Origin of the sequence: Pseudomonas sp. FW300-N2F2, assembly GCF_017351655.1 — a bacterium.
GTDB lineage: Bacteria > Pseudomonadota > Gammaproteobacteria > Pseudomonadales > Pseudomonadaceae > Aquipseudomonas > Aquipseudomonas fluorescens_AA.
In genome coordinates, this window is record NZ_JACNDQ010000001.1 from 1005915 (window position 1) to 1024946 (window position 19032).

At 61.5% G+C, this 19032-nt stretch carries 20 protein-coding genes; 14 read left to right on the forward strand and 6 right to left on the reverse strand.

Annotated features, from left to right (window positions below; translation table 11 throughout):
• Positions 1-231 precede the first annotated feature (231 nt).
• Complete coding sequence (locus J4E63_RS04665; protein ID WP_003198779.1) at positions 232-903, forward strand: response regulator; 672 nt, start codon at positions 232-234, stop codon at positions 901-903.
• Positions 896-2287, forward strand: coding sequence for a sensor histidine kinase (locus tag J4E63_RS04670; protein WP_060738769.1), 1392 nt, complete (start codon positions 896-898; stop codon positions 2285-2287). The genes J4E63_RS04665 and J4E63_RS04670 overlap by 8 nt, the downstream gene beginning before the upstream one ends.
• A 167-nt stretch (positions 2288-2454) precedes the next feature.
• On the opposite strand, the gene J4E63_RS04675 is transcribed toward J4E63_RS04670, so the two are convergent.
• On the reverse strand, positions 2455-3276 hold the full coding sequence (locus tag J4E63_RS04675) for an HDOD domain-containing protein (protein WP_060738768.1): 822 nt from the start codon (positions 3274-3276) through the stop codon (positions 2455-2457).
• 35 nt (positions 3277-3311) lie between these two features.
• A complete protein-coding gene (locus J4E63_RS04680) occupies positions 3312-4253 on the reverse strand; it encodes a folate-binding protein YgfZ (protein WP_207281241.1) in 942 nt (313 codons plus the stop codon).
• Between the two features lie 149 nt (positions 4254-4402).
• Here J4E63_RS04680 and J4E63_RS04685 point away from each other — a divergent pair, with 149 nt between their 5' ends.
• Entirely contained in the window at positions 4403-4657 is a 255-nt protein-coding gene (locus tag J4E63_RS04685; protein ID WP_003184348.1) for a succinate dehydrogenase assembly factor 2, read from the forward strand.
• The gene (locus tag J4E63_RS04690) at positions 4641-5093 is read left to right on the forward strand and encodes a protein YgfX (RefSeq protein ID WP_207281242.1); all 453 of its coding nucleotides are present in this window, start codon (positions 4641-4643) and stop codon (positions 5091-5093) included. Before J4E63_RS04685 ends, J4E63_RS04690 begins: the two co-directional genes overlap by 17 nt.
• Here the strand turns inward: J4E63_RS04690 and nadB are convergent.
• Positions 5062-6678, reverse strand: coding sequence for an L-aspartate oxidase (gene nadB / locus J4E63_RS04695; protein ID WP_207281243.1), 1617 nt, complete (start codon positions 6676-6678; stop codon positions 5062-5064). The genes J4E63_RS04690 and nadB overlap by 32 nt on opposite strands.
• 559 nt (positions 6679-7237) lie before the next feature.
• Between nadB and rpoE the strand changes: the two genes are divergently transcribed.
• From rpoE to J4E63_RS04715, 4 genes are all read left to right on the forward strand, one after another.
• Positions 7238-7819, forward strand: a complete 582-nt coding sequence (gene rpoE, locus J4E63_RS04700; protein ID WP_003172477.1) for an RNA polymerase sigma factor RpoE — start codon at positions 7238-7240, stop codon at positions 7817-7819.
• A 36-nt stretch (positions 7820-7855) separates the two neighbouring features.
• The gene (locus tag J4E63_RS04705; RefSeq protein ID WP_014337028.1) at positions 7856-8443 is read left to right on the forward strand and encodes a sigma-E factor negative regulatory protein; all 588 of its coding nucleotides are present in this window, start codon (positions 7856-7858) and stop codon (positions 8441-8443) included.
• A 12-nt stretch (positions 8444-8455) separates the two neighbouring features.
• Positions 8456-9403 (forward strand): MucB/RseB C-terminal domain-containing protein, encoded by a 948-nt coding sequence (locus J4E63_RS04710; RefSeq protein ID WP_207281244.1) that lies wholly within the window; start codon positions 8456-8458, stop codon positions 9401-9403.
• A gap of 234 nt (positions 9404-9637) precedes the next feature.
• Complete coding sequence (locus J4E63_RS04715; RefSeq protein ID WP_192263380.1) at positions 9638-11068, forward strand: DegQ family serine endoprotease; 1431 nt, start codon at positions 9638-9640, stop codon at positions 11066-11068.
• 61 nt (positions 11069-11129) lie between these two features.
• Here J4E63_RS04715 and J4E63_RS04720 read toward each other — a convergent pair whose 3' ends face one another.
• Positions 11130-12563, reverse strand: a complete 1434-nt coding sequence (locus J4E63_RS04720; protein ID WP_060738762.1) for a M48 family metalloprotease — start codon at positions 12561-12563, stop codon at positions 11130-11132.
• A gap of 98 nt (positions 12564-12661) precedes the next feature.
• Here J4E63_RS04720 and J4E63_RS04725 point away from each other — a divergent pair, with 98 nt between their 5' ends.
• Both J4E63_RS04725 and J4E63_RS04730 read left to right on the forward strand, forming a co-directional pair.
• Positions 12662-12901, forward strand: a complete 240-nt coding sequence (locus J4E63_RS04725) for a sulfurtransferase TusA family protein (protein WP_053120054.1) — start codon at positions 12662-12664, stop codon at positions 12899-12901.
• 32 nt (positions 12902-12933) lie between these two features.
• Positions 12934-14004: an AI-2E family transporter gene (locus tag J4E63_RS04730; protein WP_060738761.1), complete on the forward strand. Its 1071-nt coding sequence runs from the start codon at positions 12934-12936 to the stop codon at positions 14002-14004.
• A gap of 131 nt (positions 14005-14135) precedes the next feature.
• Here the strand turns inward: J4E63_RS04730 and J4E63_RS04735 are convergent, their stop codons facing one another.
• Both J4E63_RS04735 and J4E63_RS04740 read right to left on the reverse strand, forming a co-directional pair.
• Positions 14136-14609 (reverse strand): peroxiredoxin, encoded by a 474-nt coding sequence (locus J4E63_RS04735; RefSeq protein ID WP_024616115.1) that lies wholly within the window; start codon positions 14607-14609, stop codon positions 14136-14138.
• A gap of 10 nt (positions 14610-14619) precedes the next feature.
• Positions 14620-15180, reverse strand: a complete 561-nt coding sequence (locus J4E63_RS04740) for a glycine cleavage system protein R (protein WP_003184325.1) — start codon at positions 15178-15180, stop codon at positions 14620-14622.
• A gap of 315 nt (positions 15181-15495) precedes the next feature.
• Here J4E63_RS04740 and dapA point away from each other — a divergent pair, with 315 nt between their 5' ends.
• Genes dapA through purC form a run of 4 tightly spaced genes read left to right on the forward strand, consistent with a single transcriptional unit; the run spans position 15496 to position 19011 of the window.
• The gene (dapA, locus tag J4E63_RS04745; RefSeq protein ID WP_060738759.1) at positions 15496-16374 is read left to right on the forward strand and encodes a 4-hydroxy-tetrahydrodipicolinate synthase; all 879 of its coding nucleotides are present in this window, start codon (positions 15496-15498) and stop codon (positions 16372-16374) included.
• Between the two features lie 17 nt (positions 16375-16391).
• Complete coding sequence (bamC, locus tag J4E63_RS04750) at positions 16392-17507, forward strand: outer membrane protein assembly factor BamC (protein WP_060738758.1); 1116 nt, start codon at positions 16392-16394, stop codon at positions 17505-17507.
• 4 nt (positions 17508-17511) lie between these two features.
• Positions 17512-18270: an MBL fold metallo-hydrolase gene (locus J4E63_RS04755; protein ID WP_103309781.1), complete on the forward strand. Its 759-nt coding sequence runs from the start codon at positions 17512-17514 to the stop codon at positions 18268-18270.
• 27 nt (positions 18271-18297) lie between these two features.
• Complete coding sequence (gene purC, locus J4E63_RS04760; RefSeq protein ID WP_057449754.1) at positions 18298-19011, forward strand: phosphoribosylaminoimidazolesuccinocarboxamide synthase; 714 nt, start codon at positions 18298-18300, stop codon at positions 19009-19011.
• Positions 19012-19032 lie beyond the last annotated feature (21 nt).

Genomic DNA, 19032 nt, shown 5'->3' on the forward strand with positions numbered 1-19032 from the left:
TTACTCCGCTTTTATTGTTTTTATTCGGCGAAAACGCTTCGAGGCGTTTTTCGTTCGCGATGTGCGTCGCGACGGGCAGTCGAAACTGTCCGTGGGAGGACTCTAGCGGCCCAACCTTTCGCTAACCTTTCAAAAGCTTTCAACGTCTTTTTTGGCTTCACAGTGACGGACTCGGCTGTAAACTCCGCGCCAAAGAATGGCGTCGACCATCCCTGAATCGAGGAATAACCCATGCGTGTTCTGCTCGTCGAAGACCATCTGCAGCTCGCCGAAAGCGTTGCCCAGGCGCTCAAGAGCACCGGTTTGACCGTGGACGTGCTTCACGACGGCGTCGCGGCCGACCTGGCCTTGAGCAGCGAGGAATATGCCGTGGCGGTGCTCGATGTCGGGCTGCCGCGCATGGACGGTTTCGAGGTGCTGGCGCGCCTGCGGGCTCGCGGCAAGACTTTGCCAGTGCTGATGTTGACCGCCCGCAGCGACGTCAAGGACCGCGTCCATGGCCTCAACCTCGGTGCCGACGACTACCTGGCCAAGCCATTCGAGCTCACTGAGCTGGAGGCCCGGGTCAAGGCCCTGTTGCGGCGCAGCGTACTGGGTGGCGAACGCCAGCAGCGCTGCGGCGGGCTGGTCTATGACCTGGACACCCGCCGTTTTACCCTCGACGATGAATTGCTGACCCTCACCTCCCGCGAGCAAGCCGTGCTCGAAGCGTTGATTGCCCGGCCGGGGCGGGTGATGAGCAAGGAGCAACTGGCGGCCCAGGTGTTCGGCCTGGACGAAGAAGCCAGCCCGGACGCCATCGAAATCTACGTCCATCGCCTGCGCAAGAAACTCGACGGCCATGCGGTCGCGATCGTGACGTTCCGCGGCTTGGGCTACCTGCTGGAAAACCGCAATGCATAAGCCCGACAGCCTGCGCTGGCGGCTGCTCTGGAACCTGGCATTGCTGCTGGTGGTACTGATGCTCGCCAGCGGCCTGAGCGCCTACTGGAACGGCCGCGAAGCGGCGGACACCGCCTATGACCGGACCCTGCTGGCCTCGGCCCGGACCATCGCCGCGGGCCTGTCCCAGCGCGACGGCAGCCTCAGCGCGGATGTGCCCTACGTGGCCTTGGACACCTTTGCCTACGACAGTGCCGGGCGCATTTATTACCAGGTCAATGACATCGACAAGAAGTTGATTTCCGGCTACGAAAACCTTCCCGGCCCGCCGCCCGGAACACCCCGCACGGACGATTACCCGGCCCTGGCGCGCTTCTATAACGCCCAATACCAGGGGCAGAGCGTGCGGGTGGTGAGCCTGCTCAAGGCGGTGAGCGAGCCGAACATGAATGGCATGGCGGAAATTCGCGTGGCCGAGACCGAAGAGGCGCGGGTCAGCATGGCCCGTGGCCTGATGGCCGACACGCTGTTGCGCCTGGGCATGCTGGCCGTGGGCGCGCTGCTGTTGGTGTGGTTTGCGGTCAGTGCGGCGTTGCGCCCGTTGGAGCGCTTGCGCACGGCGGTGGAGGAGCGCCAGCCGGACGATCTGCGGCCGTTGCCGCTGGTGGAGGTGCAGCACGAATTATGGCCGCTGGTACGGGCCCTCAACCATTTCACCGAACGCCTGCGCGGGCAGTTCGAGCGTCAGGCTCAGTTCATCGCCGATGCCGCCCATGAACTGCGTACACCGCTGGCCGCGCTCAAGGCGCGCCTGGAGCTGGGGTTGCGCGCCAGCGAGCCGGCGACCTGGCGTGAAACCCTGGAGACCGCGGCTCAGGGGACCGATCGATTGACCCACCTGGCCAACCAGTTGCTGTCCCTGGCGCGGGTGGAAAATGGCGCCCGGGCCATTGCCGAAGGCGGCGCTCAGTTGCTCGATCTCAGCCAGTTGGCCCGTGAGCTGGGCATGGCCATGGCCCCGCTGGCCCATGCCCGAGGCGTGGCGCTGGCCCTGGAAGCCGACGAGCCGGTATGGCTGCGGGGCGAGCCGACCTTGTTGAACGAGTTGTTGAGCAATCTGGTGGACAACGCCCTGGCCCACACACCGTCGGGCGGCAACGTGATCCTGCGGGTCACCCCACCGGCGGTCCTGGAAGTCGAGGACGACGGGCCAGGCATTCCGCTGCATGAGCGGGACCGGGTGTTCGAGCGCTTCTATCGGCGCAACCAGCAAGTGGCCGGTTCCGGGTTGGGGTTGGCAATCGTCGGCGAAATCTGCCGCGCGCATCTGGCGCAGATCACCTTGCATGACGGGCAGGAGCGCGGGCTGAAGGTGCGGGTGAGTTTTATCCCTGGATCAGACTGAGCCAGAGCAGAACGCCGTTGTGGCGAGGGAGCTTGCTCCCGCTGGGTTGCGCGCGGCGCTAAAAGCCTTGCGCCTGCTGCGCAGTCGAGCGGGAGCAAGCTCCCTCGCCACAAAAGCATCTGCTGACCAGAGCATGCTCGGAGACGTTTCCATGGCCTCAGGCGTCTCTAATAAAACATCGACCGCGCTTCTTCGATATCCGCACACCGGGCCTTGTTCTCCGGGTCGATGCCCAGTTTCTTGAAGGCTGGGACGCCGAATACATCAATCTTGCTCAGAGGATGGTCGGTGTCCTTGTAGCAATACAGCGCAGCGACCTGCACCAGGTCGACATAGTCGATTTGCTTGGAGTCGCGGTTGAAATCCAGATACAACCCCGGCAGCTTCACCAGCCGCTCCGGAAATTCCCAGACACTGAGTAACTTGTCCCCCAGCACCGGGTGAATCGTTTCGATGACATGGTTGAGGCTGACCGGATCCGACAGTAACTCATTATTGTCCTGTGCATACGTGAGGATCGGCAGCACGCCGATCTGATGCACCAGCCCACCCAACGCAGCCTGGTCGGGCTTGAGTTGGGTGTAGCCGCGACACAACGCATAGCTGACGCCGGCGATCTCCAGGCTTTTGCGCCAGACTTCGCGCATCTTCAGTTCCACCACCTCGGAACGGGCATGGAAAATCTGCTCCATCACCAGGCCAATGGCCAAGTTGCTGCTGTAGTTGACGCCCAGTCGAGTGATGGCCGTGTGCAGGTCAGTGACTTCCTGGGTGGCGCGCAACAGCGGGCTGTTGACCACTTTTATCAGGCGTGCCGAAAGGGCCGTATCGCGGCCGATCACTTTGCTCAGGTTGCTGACGCTGATTTCCGGGTCTTCGGCGGCCCGGCGAATCTGCATGGCCACTTCCGGTAATGTTGGCAGAACCAGGTCATCGTTATCGATGGCCTGCACCAAATCCCGTTGGACCTTATCCGCCAAATCGCTCATTTCGGTTCTCTAGGGTGTTGCGACAAATGCTGCGATCAGCGCTGGATTTCGCGGTCGCGGTCCAGTTCGTAAGGCAGGTCCAACAATTGAAGGCGAGGGCCTTCCAAGGCACCGAGGTGCAGATTGTTATCTTCTGCAGCTTCGGCCTGTAATACCGCCAGCAGTTCAATGTTTCCTTCGCCGCGGGCGGCAATCACCACTTCGCCGATGGAACTGCCATGGGTGGGGGAGAACAACGCCGTGCCAGGTTCCGGCAATTCGCTGGCGTCCAGTTGCAGGCGATACAGGCGCCGCTTGAGCTTGCCCAGGTATTGCATGCGGGCGACGATTTCCTGGCCGGTGTAGCAGCCTTTCTTGAAGCTGACGCCGCCGACGGCTTGCAGGTTGAGCATCTGTGGGATGAACAGTTCGCGGGTGGTCGGCATGACCTGGCCGATCCCGGCACGGACCTGGCCCAGCAGCCAGGAATTCAGGTCCGCCTCGGCCAGTTCGGCGCCCAGGCGACTTCGCAGTACCTGTGCCTGTTCGGCGGGTGCCCACAGCTCGGCGCGGCCGGGAGAAACGCGGATGGCGATCAAGGTTTCATGGCGCACCACGCTGTCGGTGTCGCTCGGCAGTTCGAGGCCCAGGCCAGCCAGGGCATTGTCGGCATTTTCCAGGCCGAAGCGAACCCAGGCGGCGCTTTCGTCGGTGAGCTTGGATTTGGAGAACACGGCGTATTTTTTCAGGTCCGCCAATTGCGGTTCGAGCAGTTCGGTGGCCATGGCCATCAACACACCGTCGCCTTCGAGCAGGATGCGGAAGCTCGATTGCATCCGGCCTTTCTGCGTGCAGCGGGCGCCGAGGCTGGCCCGGCTGTCGCTCAGGTAGTCGAGGTTGCAGGTCAATTGGCCTTGCAGGAATTTGCTGGCATCCACGCCGCGGACCGCGAGGACGCCTTCGTGGGACAGGGTGCAGAAAAAAGCGAAATCAGCCATGGGTCATCGCAGGGTAAAAAGTCTGGTAGACATCATAAGGGGACGCCCTTGAAATGGGTAGTTCACAAAGGATCGGTGGTGCCAGACCAAAGCCGTCTGTTGCGCTGTGGCGAGGCCTGTATACTTGCGCTCTATTTGAGGAGCGCTCCATGGTCGAAGATGTTGAACTGAATCGCCTCTACTGGCACAGCCGCCGCGGCATGCTTGAGCTGGACGTGTTGCTGGTGCCGTTCGTGAAAGAGGTTTACCCCCATCTCAATGAAGTGGACCGTGCGTGCTACGTCCGCCTGCTCGAATGCGAGGATCAGGACATGTTCGGCTGGTTCATGGAGCGCAGCGAATCCGAAGACCCCGAGTTGCAGCGCATGGTCCGGATGATCCTGGACCGTGTCCAACCCAAGTAATGACTTCGAATGCCGCTGGCAGGCCTCTGGGCAACTGCTGGCGGCCTATCTGCTGGCCCAGGTGTTCGCCCTGGGTTCGTTGTTGCTGTTGTCCATCGCGTCCTGGTGCGCCGCGCTTGGCATTATCGTGTGCCTGGCCCATGGCGCCTGGGTGATCCCCCGACATGTCGTGCTGACCCATCGCCGGGCCTTTTGCGGGTTGCGTCGCAATGCCGCGGGCTGGCAGCTCTGGAGCCGGGCCGATGGCTGGCGGGCTGTGCAGTTGCGCCCCGATAGCCTGGCGCTGCCGCTGATCATCGTGCTGCGTTTCCGATTGCAGGGTGAGCGGCGGGTCCGATCGCTGTGCGTGCTCCGCGACGCGCTGGCGCCGGATGTCCATCGGCGCCTGCGGGTGCGGCTCAGGTTCAGTCGGCGTAGGTGGGTGGCACCAGGATAGTGTCCAGAGCCTCGGGCAGCAGGTTCGGGTAGTCGAGGGTGTAATGCAGCCCCCGGCTTTCCTTGCGTTCCATGGCCGAGCGAATCATCAGTTCCGCCACCTGGGCCAGGTTGCGCAGTTCGATCAGGTCGCGGCTGACTTTGTAGTTGCTGTAGAACTCGTCGATCTCATCCAGCAGCAAGCGCACCCGGTGCTGTGCCCGTTGCAGGCGCTTGTTGGTGCGCACGATGCCCACGTAGTCCCACATGAAGCGCCGCAGTTCATCCCAGTTGTGGGCAATGATCACGTCTTCGTCCGAGTCGGTGACCTGGCTGGCGTCCCACGAGGGCAGGGCGACCGGAATGGCGATCTGCGGCAATTGCTCGAGGATGTCTGCCGCCGCCGAGCGGGCGTAGACGAAACATTCCAGCAGCGAATTGCTGGCCATGCGATTGGCGCCGTGCAGGCCGGTGAAGCTGGTTTCGCCAATGGCATACAGGCCAGGCACGTCGGTGCGGCCGTGTTGGTCGACCATCACGCCACCGCAAGTGTAGTGCGCCGCCGGCACCACCGGGATCGGTTGCTTGGTGATGTCGATGGAAAACTCCAGGCAGCGCTCGTACACCGTCGGGAAGTGGCTCTTGATGAAGGCTTCAGGCTTGTGGCTGATGTCCAGGTAGACGCAATCGATACCCAGGCGCTTCATTTCGTGGTCGATGGCCCGGGCGACGATGTCACGCGGCGCCAGTTCGGCGCGCGGATCGAAGCGTTGCATGAAGCGTTCGCCGTTGGGGAGCTTCAAATGGGCCCCTTCGCCACGCAGGGCCTCGGTCACCAGGAAACTCTTGGCCAGCGGGTGATAGAGGCAGGTGGGGTGGAACTGGTTGAACTCCAGGTTCGCCACCCGGCAACCCGAACGCCAGGCCATGGCGATGCCGTCGCCGCAGGCGCCGTCGGGGTTGCTGGTATACAGGTAGACTTTCGCCGCGCCACCGGAGGCCAGGACGACGAAGCGCGCGCCATAGGTGTCGACTTCGCCGGTACCGCGATTGAGCACGTAGGCGCCGAGGCAGCGGTCACCGTCCAGGCCCAGGCGTTTTTCGGTGATCAGGTCGACCGCGACGCGCTGTTCCAGCAGTTCGATGTTCGGCCGTAGTCGCGCCTGGGCGAGCAGGGTCTTGAAGATCGCCGCGCCTGTGGCGTCGGCCGCGTGGATGATGCGCCGATGGCTATGGCCGCCTTCGCGGGTCAGGTGGAACTCGAAACCGCCGTCTTCGGTGCCCGATTGTTCGTCACGGGTAAACGGCACGCCCTGGTCGATCAGCCACTGGATGGCTTCCCGGCTGTGCTCGACGGTGAAACGCACCGCTTGCGGATCGCAAAGGCCACCGCCGGCGTTGAGGGTGTCGTCGACATGGGATTCAATGGTGTCGGTATCGTCCAGCACGGCGGCGACACCGCCCTGGGCCCAGAAGGTCGAGCCGTTGGCCAGGTCGCCCTTGCTCAGCACTGCGATGCGCAAATGCGCAGGCAAGGTCAGCGCCAGGCTCAATCCGGCGGCTCCGCTGCCGATTACCAGAACATCGTGTTGAAACTGTTGGCTCATTCGAATGGTTTCCGCTCAAGGCGACCCGGGTCGGGGTTGGCGCCAGACACCGTTTCAACGGGTCGGGCAGCCACGCAGCCCACTAGTATATAGAGGGGGGGATCGGCACAATAGCCGGGCATTCATGGCAATGTGAAACCAGCGTGACAGAAAAGCGACACGCTTCGTCGGATCATCCGCTTGGCTTTGAGTCGACAAAGGCGGCCGTTTCGAGGACAGAACGCTGTTTATCACGTCATGGGGGCCTGATATTCAGTTCATGGTGATGTAAATAGCGGGAACTTTTGCCAAGCGCCTACGTTCAATAGACGGTTGTCTGCAAAAGGGAGCAGCGTCGGGTTGGTGCAAGATTTCGATTGGAATCTCTGCCGACAGACCCGATGACAGATTATTCGCGCAGCCGGGGAATCTCCTGCTGCGTTTTTCGTGCGTGCCGAGATCAGAGCGCGCCGGAAACTTGCTTGGAAGGGGGAGAACTTTTGCGAAAAGCCCGAGTCTATGTTTGCAAGCCCGGTCAATTAGTAATGCAAGCCTCCTTCGAGCTTATCGAGGAGTGTTCATGCTAACCCAGGAAGAGGATCAGCAGCTGGTCGAGCGGGTCCAACGCGGCGACAAGCGAGCTTTCGATCTGCTAGTGCTGAAATACCAGCACAAAATTCTCGGGTTGATCGTGCGTTTCGTGCACGACACCCATGAAGCGCAGGATGTCGCTCAGGAAGCCTTCATCAAGGCCTACCGCGCACTTGGTAATTTCCGCGGGGACAGCGCGTTTTATACGTGGCTTTACCGCATCGCCATCAACACGGCGAAAAACTATCTGGTTTCACGCGGCCGTCGGCCGCCGGATAGTGATGTAAGTTCTGAAGATGCCGAGTTCTATGATGGCGATCATGGCCTCAAGGATCTCGAATCACCGGAACGTGCGTTACTGCGGGATGAGATTGAAGGCACCGTCCATCGAACCATCCAGCAACTGCCTGAAGATTTGCGTACGGCTTTAACTTTACGTGAGTTCGACGGTCTGAGTTACGAAGACATTGCGAGCGTCATGCAATGTCCTGTGGGCACCGTGCGCTCCCGGATTTTCCGCGCTCGGGAGGCCATCGATAAAGCCCTGCAACCTTTGTTGCAGGAAAACTAGAAAAGAGACAGCGGCGACAGCCAAGAGAGGAACGCCATGAGTCGTGAAGCCCTGCAGGAATCGCTGTCCGCAGTTATGGACAACGAAGCGGACGAACTTGAATTGCGTCGGGTACTGAATGCCTTCGACGATGTTGAAACACGTGAGACCTGGGCTCGTTACCAGATCGCCCGGGCTGTCATGCACAAGGATTTGCTGCTTCCACGCCTGGACATCGCCGCGGCCGTTTCTGCTGCATTGGCTGACGAAGCCGTACCGGCAAAAGCTTCACGCGGACCATGGCGCAGCCTGGGTCGTCTGGCGGTAGCCGCGTCGGTCACCGTTGCCGTATTGGCCGGTGTGCGCCTGTACAATCAGGATGAGATTGCCGGCGTGCAAATGGCGCAGCAGTCCAACCAGCCTGGCTTGGCCGCTCCACAGGTCAAGGGCCCAGCGGTATTGGCCGGTTACAGCGAAGGTTCGGAAACCGCAGGCCCGATGGTCAACGGTGTTCTGCAAGGCCAGCCTGGCTGGCATGATCAGCGTCTGCCCAACTACCTGCGTCAGCATGCCCAGCAAGCTGCCCTGAAAGGTACCGAAAGCGCGCTGCCTTACGCCCGTGCCGCCAGCCTGGAAAACCGTTAATAAGGAAAACCATTGCGCGCCATACCTCTATTCACGCTTCTGCTTGGTGGCTGGTGTGCGATTCCAGCCCATGCCGATGAGGCTCAGGACTGGTTGAGCCGCCTGAGTCAAGCCGAGCAACAGCAGAGCTTCCAGGGCACTTTCGTTTACGAGCGCAACGGTAGTTTTTCTACGCATAACATCTGGCATCGCGTCCAGGATGGCAAGGTCCGCGAGCGGTTACTCCAGCTCGACGGCTCGGCACAGGAAGTCCTGCGCATTGATGGGCATACTCAATGCGTCAGCGGCTCCTTGATCGCGGGGCTGGGCAATACGCCGGACGGCACTTCACGTGCGCTCGATCCGCAAAAACTCAAGAATTGGTATGACCTTGCCGTCATAGGCAAGTCGCGCGTGGCCGGGCGTCAAGCGGTCATCGTGGCGTTGACGCCCAAGGACCAGCATCGTTATGGCTTCGAGCTGCACCTGGACAAAGAGACCGGCCTGCCGCTCAAGTCCTTGTTGCTCAATGACAAGGGCCAGTTGCTCGAACGCTTCCAGTTCACTCGCTTGAACGTCGCCGCGCCCACGGACGGTGACCTGCAAGCCAGCGCCGAATGCAAGGCTGTCGCGCAGGATCCCGGCAAGGCCGTTGCGGTGAAAGCCGCCTGGCACTCGGACTGGTTGCCGCCCGGCTTTGAACTGACCAGCAGTGCCATGCGCAAGGACCCGGACACCCAGATCCAGGTCAGCAGCTTGATGTACGACGATGGCCTGGCGCGCTTCTCGGTGTTCCTGGAGCCGTTGAACGGTGCCAACGCCACCGATACCCGTACTCAACTCGGTCCGACGGCTGCCGTCTCCCGCAGGCTCACGACGCCCCAGGGCGAAATGATGGTCACAGTGGTCGGTGAGATTCCTATCGGTACGGCGGAACGGATCGCGCTTTCCATGCGCTCCGACGTCACCGCGACTCAATAGCCGGCTGACGGCGCGGGTGGTTCGATTGCGCGAGAGGCTGATGACGCCAGGGCTTGATCGAAATGCCGAAACTTCCTGTCAGCATTTTCATTTGCAAAAAACCAGCTTTTTTTCTATAGGTCAGAGCCGCTCGGCTCTGGCCTTGTCTGTTCCCGGAACAAAAATACCGGCGTATCTTTCCCTGGTATTCCTTGCTCCATATCGCTTAACCATGCTCGTCGTAACGGGAGCCGTATGTCGATACCACGCTTGAAAACCTATCTCTCCATTTTTGCCACCGTGCTTGTGCTCGGCCAGGCCGTTCCTGCCGTGGCGGTCGAATTGCCTGATTTCACGCAACTGGTCGAGCAGGCTTCACCCGCCGTGGTGAACATCAGCACGACCCAGAAGCTGCCGGATCGCCGTGTATCGGACCAGCAGATGCCGGACCTGGAAGGCCTGCCGCCGATGCTGCGGGAGTTCTTCGAGCGTGGCATGCCACAACAACCCCGTTCGCCTGGCGGTGGTCGTCAGCGCGAGGCCCAGTCCCTGGGGTCGGGCTTCATCATTTCACCTGATGGCTACATCCTGACCAACAACCATGTGATCGCCGATGCCGACGAAATCCTGGTTCGCCTGGCCGACCGCAGCGAGCTCAAGGCCAAGCTGATCGGCACCGACCCACGTTCCGACGTGGCGCTGTTGAAAATCGAGGGCAAGGACCTGCCGGTGCTCAAGCTGGGCAAATCCCAGGACCTGAAAGCCGGCCAATGGGTCGTTGCCATCGGTTCGCCGTTCGGCTTCGACCACACCGTGACCCAGGGTATTGTCAGCGCCATCGGTCGCAGCCTGCCGAACGAAAACTATGTGCCGTTCATCCAGACCGACGTACCGATCAACCCGGGTAACTCCGGTGGCCCGCTGTTCAACCTTGCCGGTGAAGTGGTCGGCATCAACTCCCAGATCTACACCCGTTCGGGCGGCTTCATGGGCGTGTCGTTCGCGATTCCGATCGACGTTGCCATGGACGTGTCCAACCAACTGAAGAGCGAAGGCAAGGTCAGCCGTGGCTGGTTGGGTGTGGTGATCCAGGAAGTGAACAAGGACCTGGCCGAGTCGTTCGGGCTGGATAAACCCGCCGGTGCGCTGGTGGCGCAGATCCAGGAGGGTGGCCCGGCTGCCAAGGGCGGTCTGCAAGTGGGTGACGTGATTCTGAGCATGAATGGTCAGCCGATCGTCATGTCCGCCGACCTGCCGCACCTGGTGGGGGCCCTCAAGGCTGGCGCCAAGGCCAATCTGGAAGTGATTCGCGAGGGCAAGCGCAAGAACGTCGAGTTGACCGTCGGGGCCATTCCTGAAGAGGGCAAGGAGCTGGATTCGCTGCCCAAGTCCGGCGTCGAGCGCAGCAGCAACCGCCTGGGCGTGGCGGTGGCCGAGCTGACCGAAGAGCAGAAGCGCACCCTGGAGCTCCAGGGCGGCGTGGTGATCAAGGAAGTGCAGGACGGTCCTGCCGCGTTGATCGGTCTCCAGCCGGGCGACATCATCACGCATCTGAACAACCAGGCCATCGGCTCAGCCAAGGAATTCACCGACATTGCCAAGGCATTGCCGAAGAATCGTTCAGTGTCGATGCGAGTCCTGCGTCAGGGGCGTGCGAGCTTCATCACCTTCAAGCTGGCCGAATGATCGGTTAGCCGCTGAAAAAAACCGCCTCGAAAGAGGCGGTTTTTTTATGCCTGGCGAATGCTCAGCCCATCATGTCCTTGACCATGCGTTCCTGCTCCATGAGTTCTCGCTGGCGGGCATCGATGCGCGACGACAGGGGGAAATTGGTGCCGGCGCGCCGTTTGGCGAAGTCCAGTTGCTGAATGGCCTGACGGTAGTCGCCCACCAGGGCGAAGTACTCGGCACGGGCCTGATGCAGGCCAATGATGTTGCCTGACAGCCCGCGGGTCTCGGCCACCATGTACCAGATGTCCGGATCGTCCGGGCGCGACTTGAGCAGGGTTTCCAGGGCTTTCTCGGCATCGGCGGGGCGGTTCTGCTTGAGCAGCAGGTCGACGCGTACCTGGTTCAGCGGATAGTTGCCTGGGTACTGGCTCAGCATCCGGTCGACGCGGGATTGAGCGTCGGCCAGTTTGTTGCTGGTGATGTCCAGGTCCACCTGGGCGAGGTTGTAGATGATCTCGTTGGGCGATTTGGCCAGCAGCGGCTTGAGATTCTCCCGTGCGTCATTCAACTGGCCGCCCTTGATCTGCGCGATCGCCAGGCCATAGCGGGCCACGTCGTTCTTCGGGTTCTCATCCAGCTGTGCCCGGAAGCGCTTGGCGCCCAGGCCCGGGGTTTCTTCGTAGGTCAGTTGGACCCGAGCGCGAATCAGTTGATAGCGCACACTGTCTTCGATGCCGCCCGGCTTGGCCTGTTCGGCGCGGTTGCGGGTGTCGGCGATCCGCGATTCGGTCACCGGGTGAGTCAGCAGGAATTCCGGCGGCCTGGCGTCGAACCGGTACTGGCGCATCAGGCGCTCGAACATGGTTGGCATGGACCGCGGGTCGTACCCGGCCTTCTCCAGGTTCTGGATGCCAATGCGGTCGGCTTCCTGTTCGTTCTGGCGCGAGAAGCGCCGTTGTTCCTGGATGGCGGCGGCCTGGGTTCCGGCGATGGCCGCGATCCCGGCGTCACCACCACCGGCGGCGGCAATCACGATGCCAGCCAGCAGCGCCGCCATCATCGGCACCTGCATGCGTTGCTGGGCTTCGACGCCGCGGGCGAAGTGGCGTTGTGACAAGTGCGCCAGTTCGTGGGCCATGACCGAAGCGTATTCGCCTTCGGTCTGTGCGTTGAGGAACAGGCCGCCGTTGACCCCGACGATTCCGCCCGGTGCGGCGAAGGCGTTGAGCTGCGGGCTGTTGATCAAGATGAATTCCAGGCGCCGGTCGTTGACCTGGCTGGTTTCCACCAGCTTGTAGACGCTGGTTTCGACGTAGTCCTTGAGCTGTGGATCGTTGAGCTGTGAAACCTGGCTGCGCAGCAGGGCCAGCCAGGCGCGGCCCAGTTGGTGCTCCTGTTCTGGCGAGACGATGGCAGAACTGGCATCGCCAAGTGACGGCAAGTCGTCGGCGAAGCCCGGTGAGGCAAGCAGGCAAGCGAGCGTCAGCAGGGTGGGGCGCAGAAATGTCATGCACGAAGCCTTAGTTGACAAAGACCCTACTGTAGCCGGACACCGGGCCTGGGACCAGATATTCTAGGCCGCTCAACGACCTGCCGCGGAGCGAACCCATGACTGATGCTGTAGCCCACGATGCCGAACTGGACGCCAGCGGCCTGAATTGTCCGTTGCCGTTGCTCAAGGCCAAGCTGGAACTCAATCGCCTGGCCAGCGGCAGTGTGCTCAAGGTGATCGCCACGGATGCGGGCTCGCAACGTGACTTTCGCACCTTCGCCCGATTGGCCGGTCATACGCTGCTGCGTGAAGAAGACGAAAACGGCGTCTACCGTTACTGGCTGAAAAAGGCCTGAAAAAAACCGATAGCGTCTCTTAAGGATTTTTAATGTTCAAAGTGTTACGCGATTGGATTCAGCGCTACTTCTCCGATGAAGAGGCGGTGGTTCTGGCAGTGCTGCTGTTCCTGGCGTTTACCGCCGTGCTGACCCTGGGCGGCATGCTGGCGCCGGTGCTGGCGGGAATGGTGCTGGCGTATCTCATGCAGGGGCTGGTCACGACGCTGGAGCGTTTGCGGCTGCCCGGCACTGCGGCAGTCGGGCTGGTATTTGCCTTGTTCATGGGCGTGCTGGTGGTGTTTATCGTGGTGATCGTACCGTTGCTCTGGCACCAGTTGGTGACCTTGTTCAACGAGTTACCGGGGATGCTCGCCAAGTGGCAATCCCTGCTATTGCTGCTGCCCGAGCGTTATCCGCACCTGGTGTCCGATGAGCAGGTGTTGCAGACCATCGAAGTGGTGCGCGGCGAGATTGGCAAGTTCGGCCAATGGGCGCTGACGTTCTCGCTGTCCAGCCTGCCGCTTCTGGTCAACATCATGATCTACCTGGTGCTGGTACCGATCCTGGTGTTCTTCTTCCTCAAGGACCGGGAAATGATCGGGCGTTGGGTGCGGGGCTACCTGCCTCGCGAGCGGGCGCTGATCACCCGAGTGGCCCAGGAGATGAATCGGCAGATCGCCAATTACATTCGCGGAAAAGTCATCGAGATTTTCATCTGCGGCGGCGTGACCTATATCGGTTTCGTGACCATGGGGCTCAATTACGCCGCCCTGCTGGCGCTGCTGGTGGGCATTTCAGTGGTGGTGCCTTACGTCGGCACCGTGGTGGTGACCGTGCCGGTGGCCTTGATTGCGCTGTTCCAGTGGGGCTGGAGCGATCAGTTCATTTACCTGATGGCGGTCTACGGGATCATCCAGACCCTGGACGGCAACGTGCTGGTCCCGCTGCTGTTCTCCGAGGCGGTGAACCTGCATCCGGTGGCGATCATCTGTGCGGTGCTGCTGTTTGGCGGGCTGTGGGGATTCTGGGGGGTGTTCTTTGCGATTCCCCTGGCGACGCTGTTCAAGGCGGTGCTGGATGCGTGGCCGAGCAAGGAGCCGGTTGTAGCGCCGTTGTTGTAGCTTTGACTGATGGGGTGAGGCGGATGGCCTCATCGCGAGCAAGCTCGCTCCCACACTGGATTGAGTAACACCACTAATCCCGTGTGGGAGCGAGCTTGCTCGCGATAGCGCCAGTAAAGGCAGCGAAAGTTTCAGCCCTTGTTGAGCGCCTGGGCCGCCGCCAACACCGCATCCACATGCCCCGGCACCTTCACGCCACGCCATTCCTGGCGCAGCACGCCGTTCTTGTCGATCAGGAAGGTGCTGCGGTCAACGCCCAGGTATTCCTTGCCGTAGAGCTTTTTCAGCTTGATCACGTCGAACAGCTGGCAGACCGCCTCGTCCTTGTCGCTGATCAGTTCGAACGGGAACTCTTGCTTGCACTTGAAGTTCTCGTGGGACTTGAGGCTGTCCCGGGAGACGCCGAACACTTCGGTGTTGGCAGCCTGGAATTGCGCGTACTGATCGCGAAAGCCCTGGCCTTCGGTGGTGCAACCGGGAGTGCTGTCCTTGGGGTAGAAATAGATCACCACCTGCTTGCCCTTGAGGGCGGCGAGGCTGATGGTCTGCCCGCTGGTGGCGGGCGCCTGGAAATCGGTAACCGGCTGGTCGACGGCAACGGCCATGAACGCTTCCTTACATTGGGTTTTGTGGGCGCCACGGTTCGATCAGGGCATCCAGGTTCATCGCATCGGCGAAGTCCAGGAACTGATCGCGCAGCCAACTGATCTGGGTGCCGGCGGGCAGGGTCACGGTGAACGTGGCGTTGAGCATGGTGCCGCCGGTCTGTGGGGCCTGATAGGTGTCGCAGGTCAGGTTCTCCAGCTCGACGTGGTGGTCCATGAAGAACTGGCACAGCTCGTTGATGATGTCCGGACGGTAGGCCGAGCTCACGTAGGCCACATAGGGCAGGGCCTGGGGACGGTTCTCCAGGGCGGCGCTGCGCACGACGTTGACGGTAAAGGCATGCTTCTTGGCCAGCACCGGCAGGCTGCCTTCCAGGCGCGCCAGAGCGTCCCAGCTGCCGGAGATCTCGAGCACGAGTGCACTGCATTCGCCATGACGGGTCAGGCGTGAGGTCACGACGGCGCAGCGATTTTCATGGCTGGCGCGGCACAGGACGTTAGTCAGCTCCATGGGGTTGGCGCCAAGGGCACTGATAACAAGGAATTGTTCGCGGACTGTGGGGGTGGACATGCAGCATTCCTAAAGCGATGAGCGGTCGGTACCTTTGCCGCTCGACACAGCGTCCGGCCCGGGAAAGCGAACGGCTCAAGCCTTGTGTCCAGGGTTGCGCTGCATTCCGCGACAGCGGGAATGCACCAGGACAAACCCGGGATCGGGGCTTGTGGCGTCGAAAACGGAGGCTGGAAACCGGCGTATGAGCTTGTCGGTACCGATCAAAGCCTGAAGGGTAGCGAAAACCATCGCCCAGGGGAATGGTAGTTCGCTTGTACAAGCATCTTGGCGCCAGTACCATTACCGCTCTCTTTTTCCGGCAGGAGCGGTTTCATGATTGCGGGCAGTATGGTGGCACTGGTCACACCCATGGATGCACAAGGGCATCTTGACTGGGCCAGCCTCAGCAAACTCGTGGACTTCCACCTTGAGAACGGCACCCATGCCATTGTCGCCGTCGGTACCACCGGCGAGTCGGCAACCCTCGACGTCAATGAGCACATCGAAGTCATCCGTGCCGTGGTCAAGCAGGTCAACGGTCGCATCCCCGTCATCGCCGGTACTGGCGCCAACTCGACTCGCGAAGCCGTCGAGCTGACCCGCAACGCCAAGGAAGCCGGTGCCGACGCCTGCCTGCTGGTCGTCCCGTACTACAACAAGCCGACCCAGGAAGGCCTGTACCAGCACTTCAAGCACATCGCCGAAGCCGTCGACATCCCGCAGATTCTCTATAACGTTCCTGGCCGCACCTCCTGCGACATGCAGGCCGAGACCGTGATCCGCCTGTCCACCGTGCCGAACATCATCGGCATCAAGGAAGCCACCGGCGACATGAAGCGCGCCAAGGCCATCCTCGATGGCGTGAGCAAGGACTTCATCGTGCTGTCCGGGGATGATCCGACAGCGGTCGAGCTGATCCTGCTGGGTGGCAAGGGCAACATCTCCGTCACCGCCAACGTTGCCCCGCGCGAAATGGCCGACCTGTGCGAGGCCGCGCTCAAGGGCGACGCCGAGACCGCACGGGCCATCAACGAAAAACTGATGCCGTTGCACAAGGACCTGTTCATCGAGGCCAACCCGATTCCGGTGAAGTGGGCCTTGGTCGAAATGGGCCTGATGCACGAAGGCATCCGCTTGCCACTGACCTGGCTGAGCACCCCCTGTCACGAACCGCTGCGGCAGGCCCTGCGCCAGTCCGGCGTCCTGGTTTAATTGAGGAAGTACAACGCATGAAGCGAATGGCCGGACTTTCCGCACTTGCCTTGATTATCTCCAGCACCAGCGGCTGCGGATGGATCTGGGGGCCGGAAGGTTACTTCCGCGACCGTGGTAGCGATTACCTGCAAGCGCAACAGACTGCACCGATGCAACTGCCGCAAGACGTCAACATCGCCAAGCGCCTGGATCCGCTGCTGCCGATTCCGCGCAACGTCGCGGACGACAGCGTCAAGGGCGAGTACATCGTTCCACGTCCGCAGCCGCTGTCGGCCGTGGCCGACGCCAGCGACTACACCCTGCAGAAGAGTGGCGATTCCAGCTGGGTCATGGGCCAGCATCCGCCAGCCGAAGTCTGGCCGGTGGCGATCCAGTTCTTCCAGGACAACGGTTTCCGCCTGGACGAACAGCGCCCGCAAACCGGCGAGTTCACCACCACCTGGCAGCGCTCCGATGAACTGTCCGCCGCCATGGCCAAGCGCCTGAGCGCCGCCGGTGTCGCGGCCGACAGCGAAACCCGCGTGCGGGTGCGTATCGAGCCGGGCGTGCAGCGCAACACCAGTGAAATCTACGTGGTCAGCGCCGAGCGTCCTGCCGGCAGCACCGCCGACGTGGCCTTCACCAACCGTTCGGTCAATACCGGCCTCGACGCTGCCCTGGTGGACGACATGCTTGCCAGCATGAGTCGTACCGCGGAGCAGGGCGGTTCGGTCTCGATGCTGGCGTCCAAGGAATTCGATGCGCCGAGCCGCGTCAGCCTGAGCGAAGACGGCAGCGGCAACCCGGTGCTCAACGTCGGCTCCGACCTGGACCGTGCCTGGTCGAGCGTTGGTCGTGCGCTGGAACAGGGTGAGTGGCGCGTTGAGGACATCAACCGCAGCCTGGGCCTGTACTACATCAACCTCGCCGAGAAGGCCGAGAAGAAAGACGACAAGCCCGGCTTCTTCAGCGGCCTGTTCGGCAGCAAGCCGGACAAGGAAGAGATCGAAGCCCGCGCCGAGCGTTACCAGGTTCGCCTGAGCAAGGTCGGCGAAAGCGTCCAGGTCACTGTCGAGAAGAACATCAACACCGTGGCGCCGGCCGATGTGGCCCGCAAGGTATTGAGCGTGATTCAGGATAACCTGGGCTGATCCGATGCGTTTCGCCGTTCTCGGCAGCGGTAGCCAGGGCAACGGCACGCTGGTCGCCAGCGCTGGTACGTACGTGTTGGTCGATTGTGGTTTCTCCCTGCGGGAAACCGAGAAACGCCTGTTGCGCCTGGGTGTGCACCCGGCGCAACTGAGCGCGATACTCGTGACCCACGAACATGCCGACCACGTGCATGGCGTGGGTTTGCTGTCTCGGCGCTACAATCTGCCGGTGTACCTGAGTCGTGGGACACTGGCAGGCCTGCGCAAACCCATCGAGCCAGCCGGCTTCGTGGTCGGTGGCGAGCAACTGCGTATCGGTAGCCTGGACATCAGCGTGGTCAGTGTGGCGCACGATGCCCGGGAACCGACGCAATATGTGTTCAGCGATGGCGAACGACGTTTCGGGTTGTTGACCGACCTGGGGTCGTACTGCAACAGGGTGATGGACAGTTACCGGGACCTCGATGCGTTGATGATCGAGTCCAACCACTGCCGTGACATGCTGGCCCGTGGGTACTACCCCTACTTCCTCAAGCAGCGGGTCGGCGGGGAACACGGACATTTGAACAACCACCAGGCTGCGTTCCTGGTGGCCGAGTTGGGCTGGCAAGGCCTGCAACACCTGGTCCTGGCCCATCTGAGCAGCAAGAACAACCTGCCGCAGCTGGCCCGGCAATGTTTCGTCGACACCCTCGGGTGCGACCCGGACTGGCTGCAACTGGCCGATCAAGATTCAGGGCTCGACTGGCGACATATCGCCTAGCCCACTACTTAGCAAGCGGAGCCCATCATGGAAAAACGTGAAGAACTCTACCGCGGCAAAGCCAAGTCGGTTTACAAGACCGACGACGCTGACCGCTTGATCCTGCTGTTTCGCAACGACACCTCGGCGTTCGACGGCAAGCGCATCGAACAGCTGGACCGCAAGGGCATGGTGAACAACAAGTTCAACGCCTTCATCATGCAAAAACTCGAAGCCGCCGGCGTGCCGACCCAGTTCGACAAGCTGCTGGGCGACAACGAATGCCTGGTCAAGAAGCTGGACATGATCCCGGTCGAATGCGTCGTGCGTAACTACGCCGCCGGCAGCCTGGTCAAGCGCCTGGGCGTGGAAGAGGGCATGAAGCTCAACCCTTACACCTTCGAGCTGTTCCTGAAGGACGACGCCAAGGGCGACCCGTTCATCAACGAATCCCACGTCGTGGCATTCGGTTGGGGCACCACCGAGCAACTGGCCCGCATGAAGGAATTGTCCCTCAAGGTCAATGAAGTGCTGACCAAGCTGTTCGACGACGCCGGCCTGCTGCTGGTGGACTTCAAGCTTGAGTTCGGCGTGTTCAGCGACGGTTCCATCGTCTTGGGCGACGAGTTCAGCCCGGACGGCTGCCGTCTGTGGGACAAGGACACCAAGAAGAAGATGGACAAGGACCGCTTCCGCCAGGGCCTCGGTGACGTCATCGAAGCCTACGAAGAAGTCGCCCAGCGCCTGGGTGTACCGCTGTAATCGACGCAAGCATCTGATAGC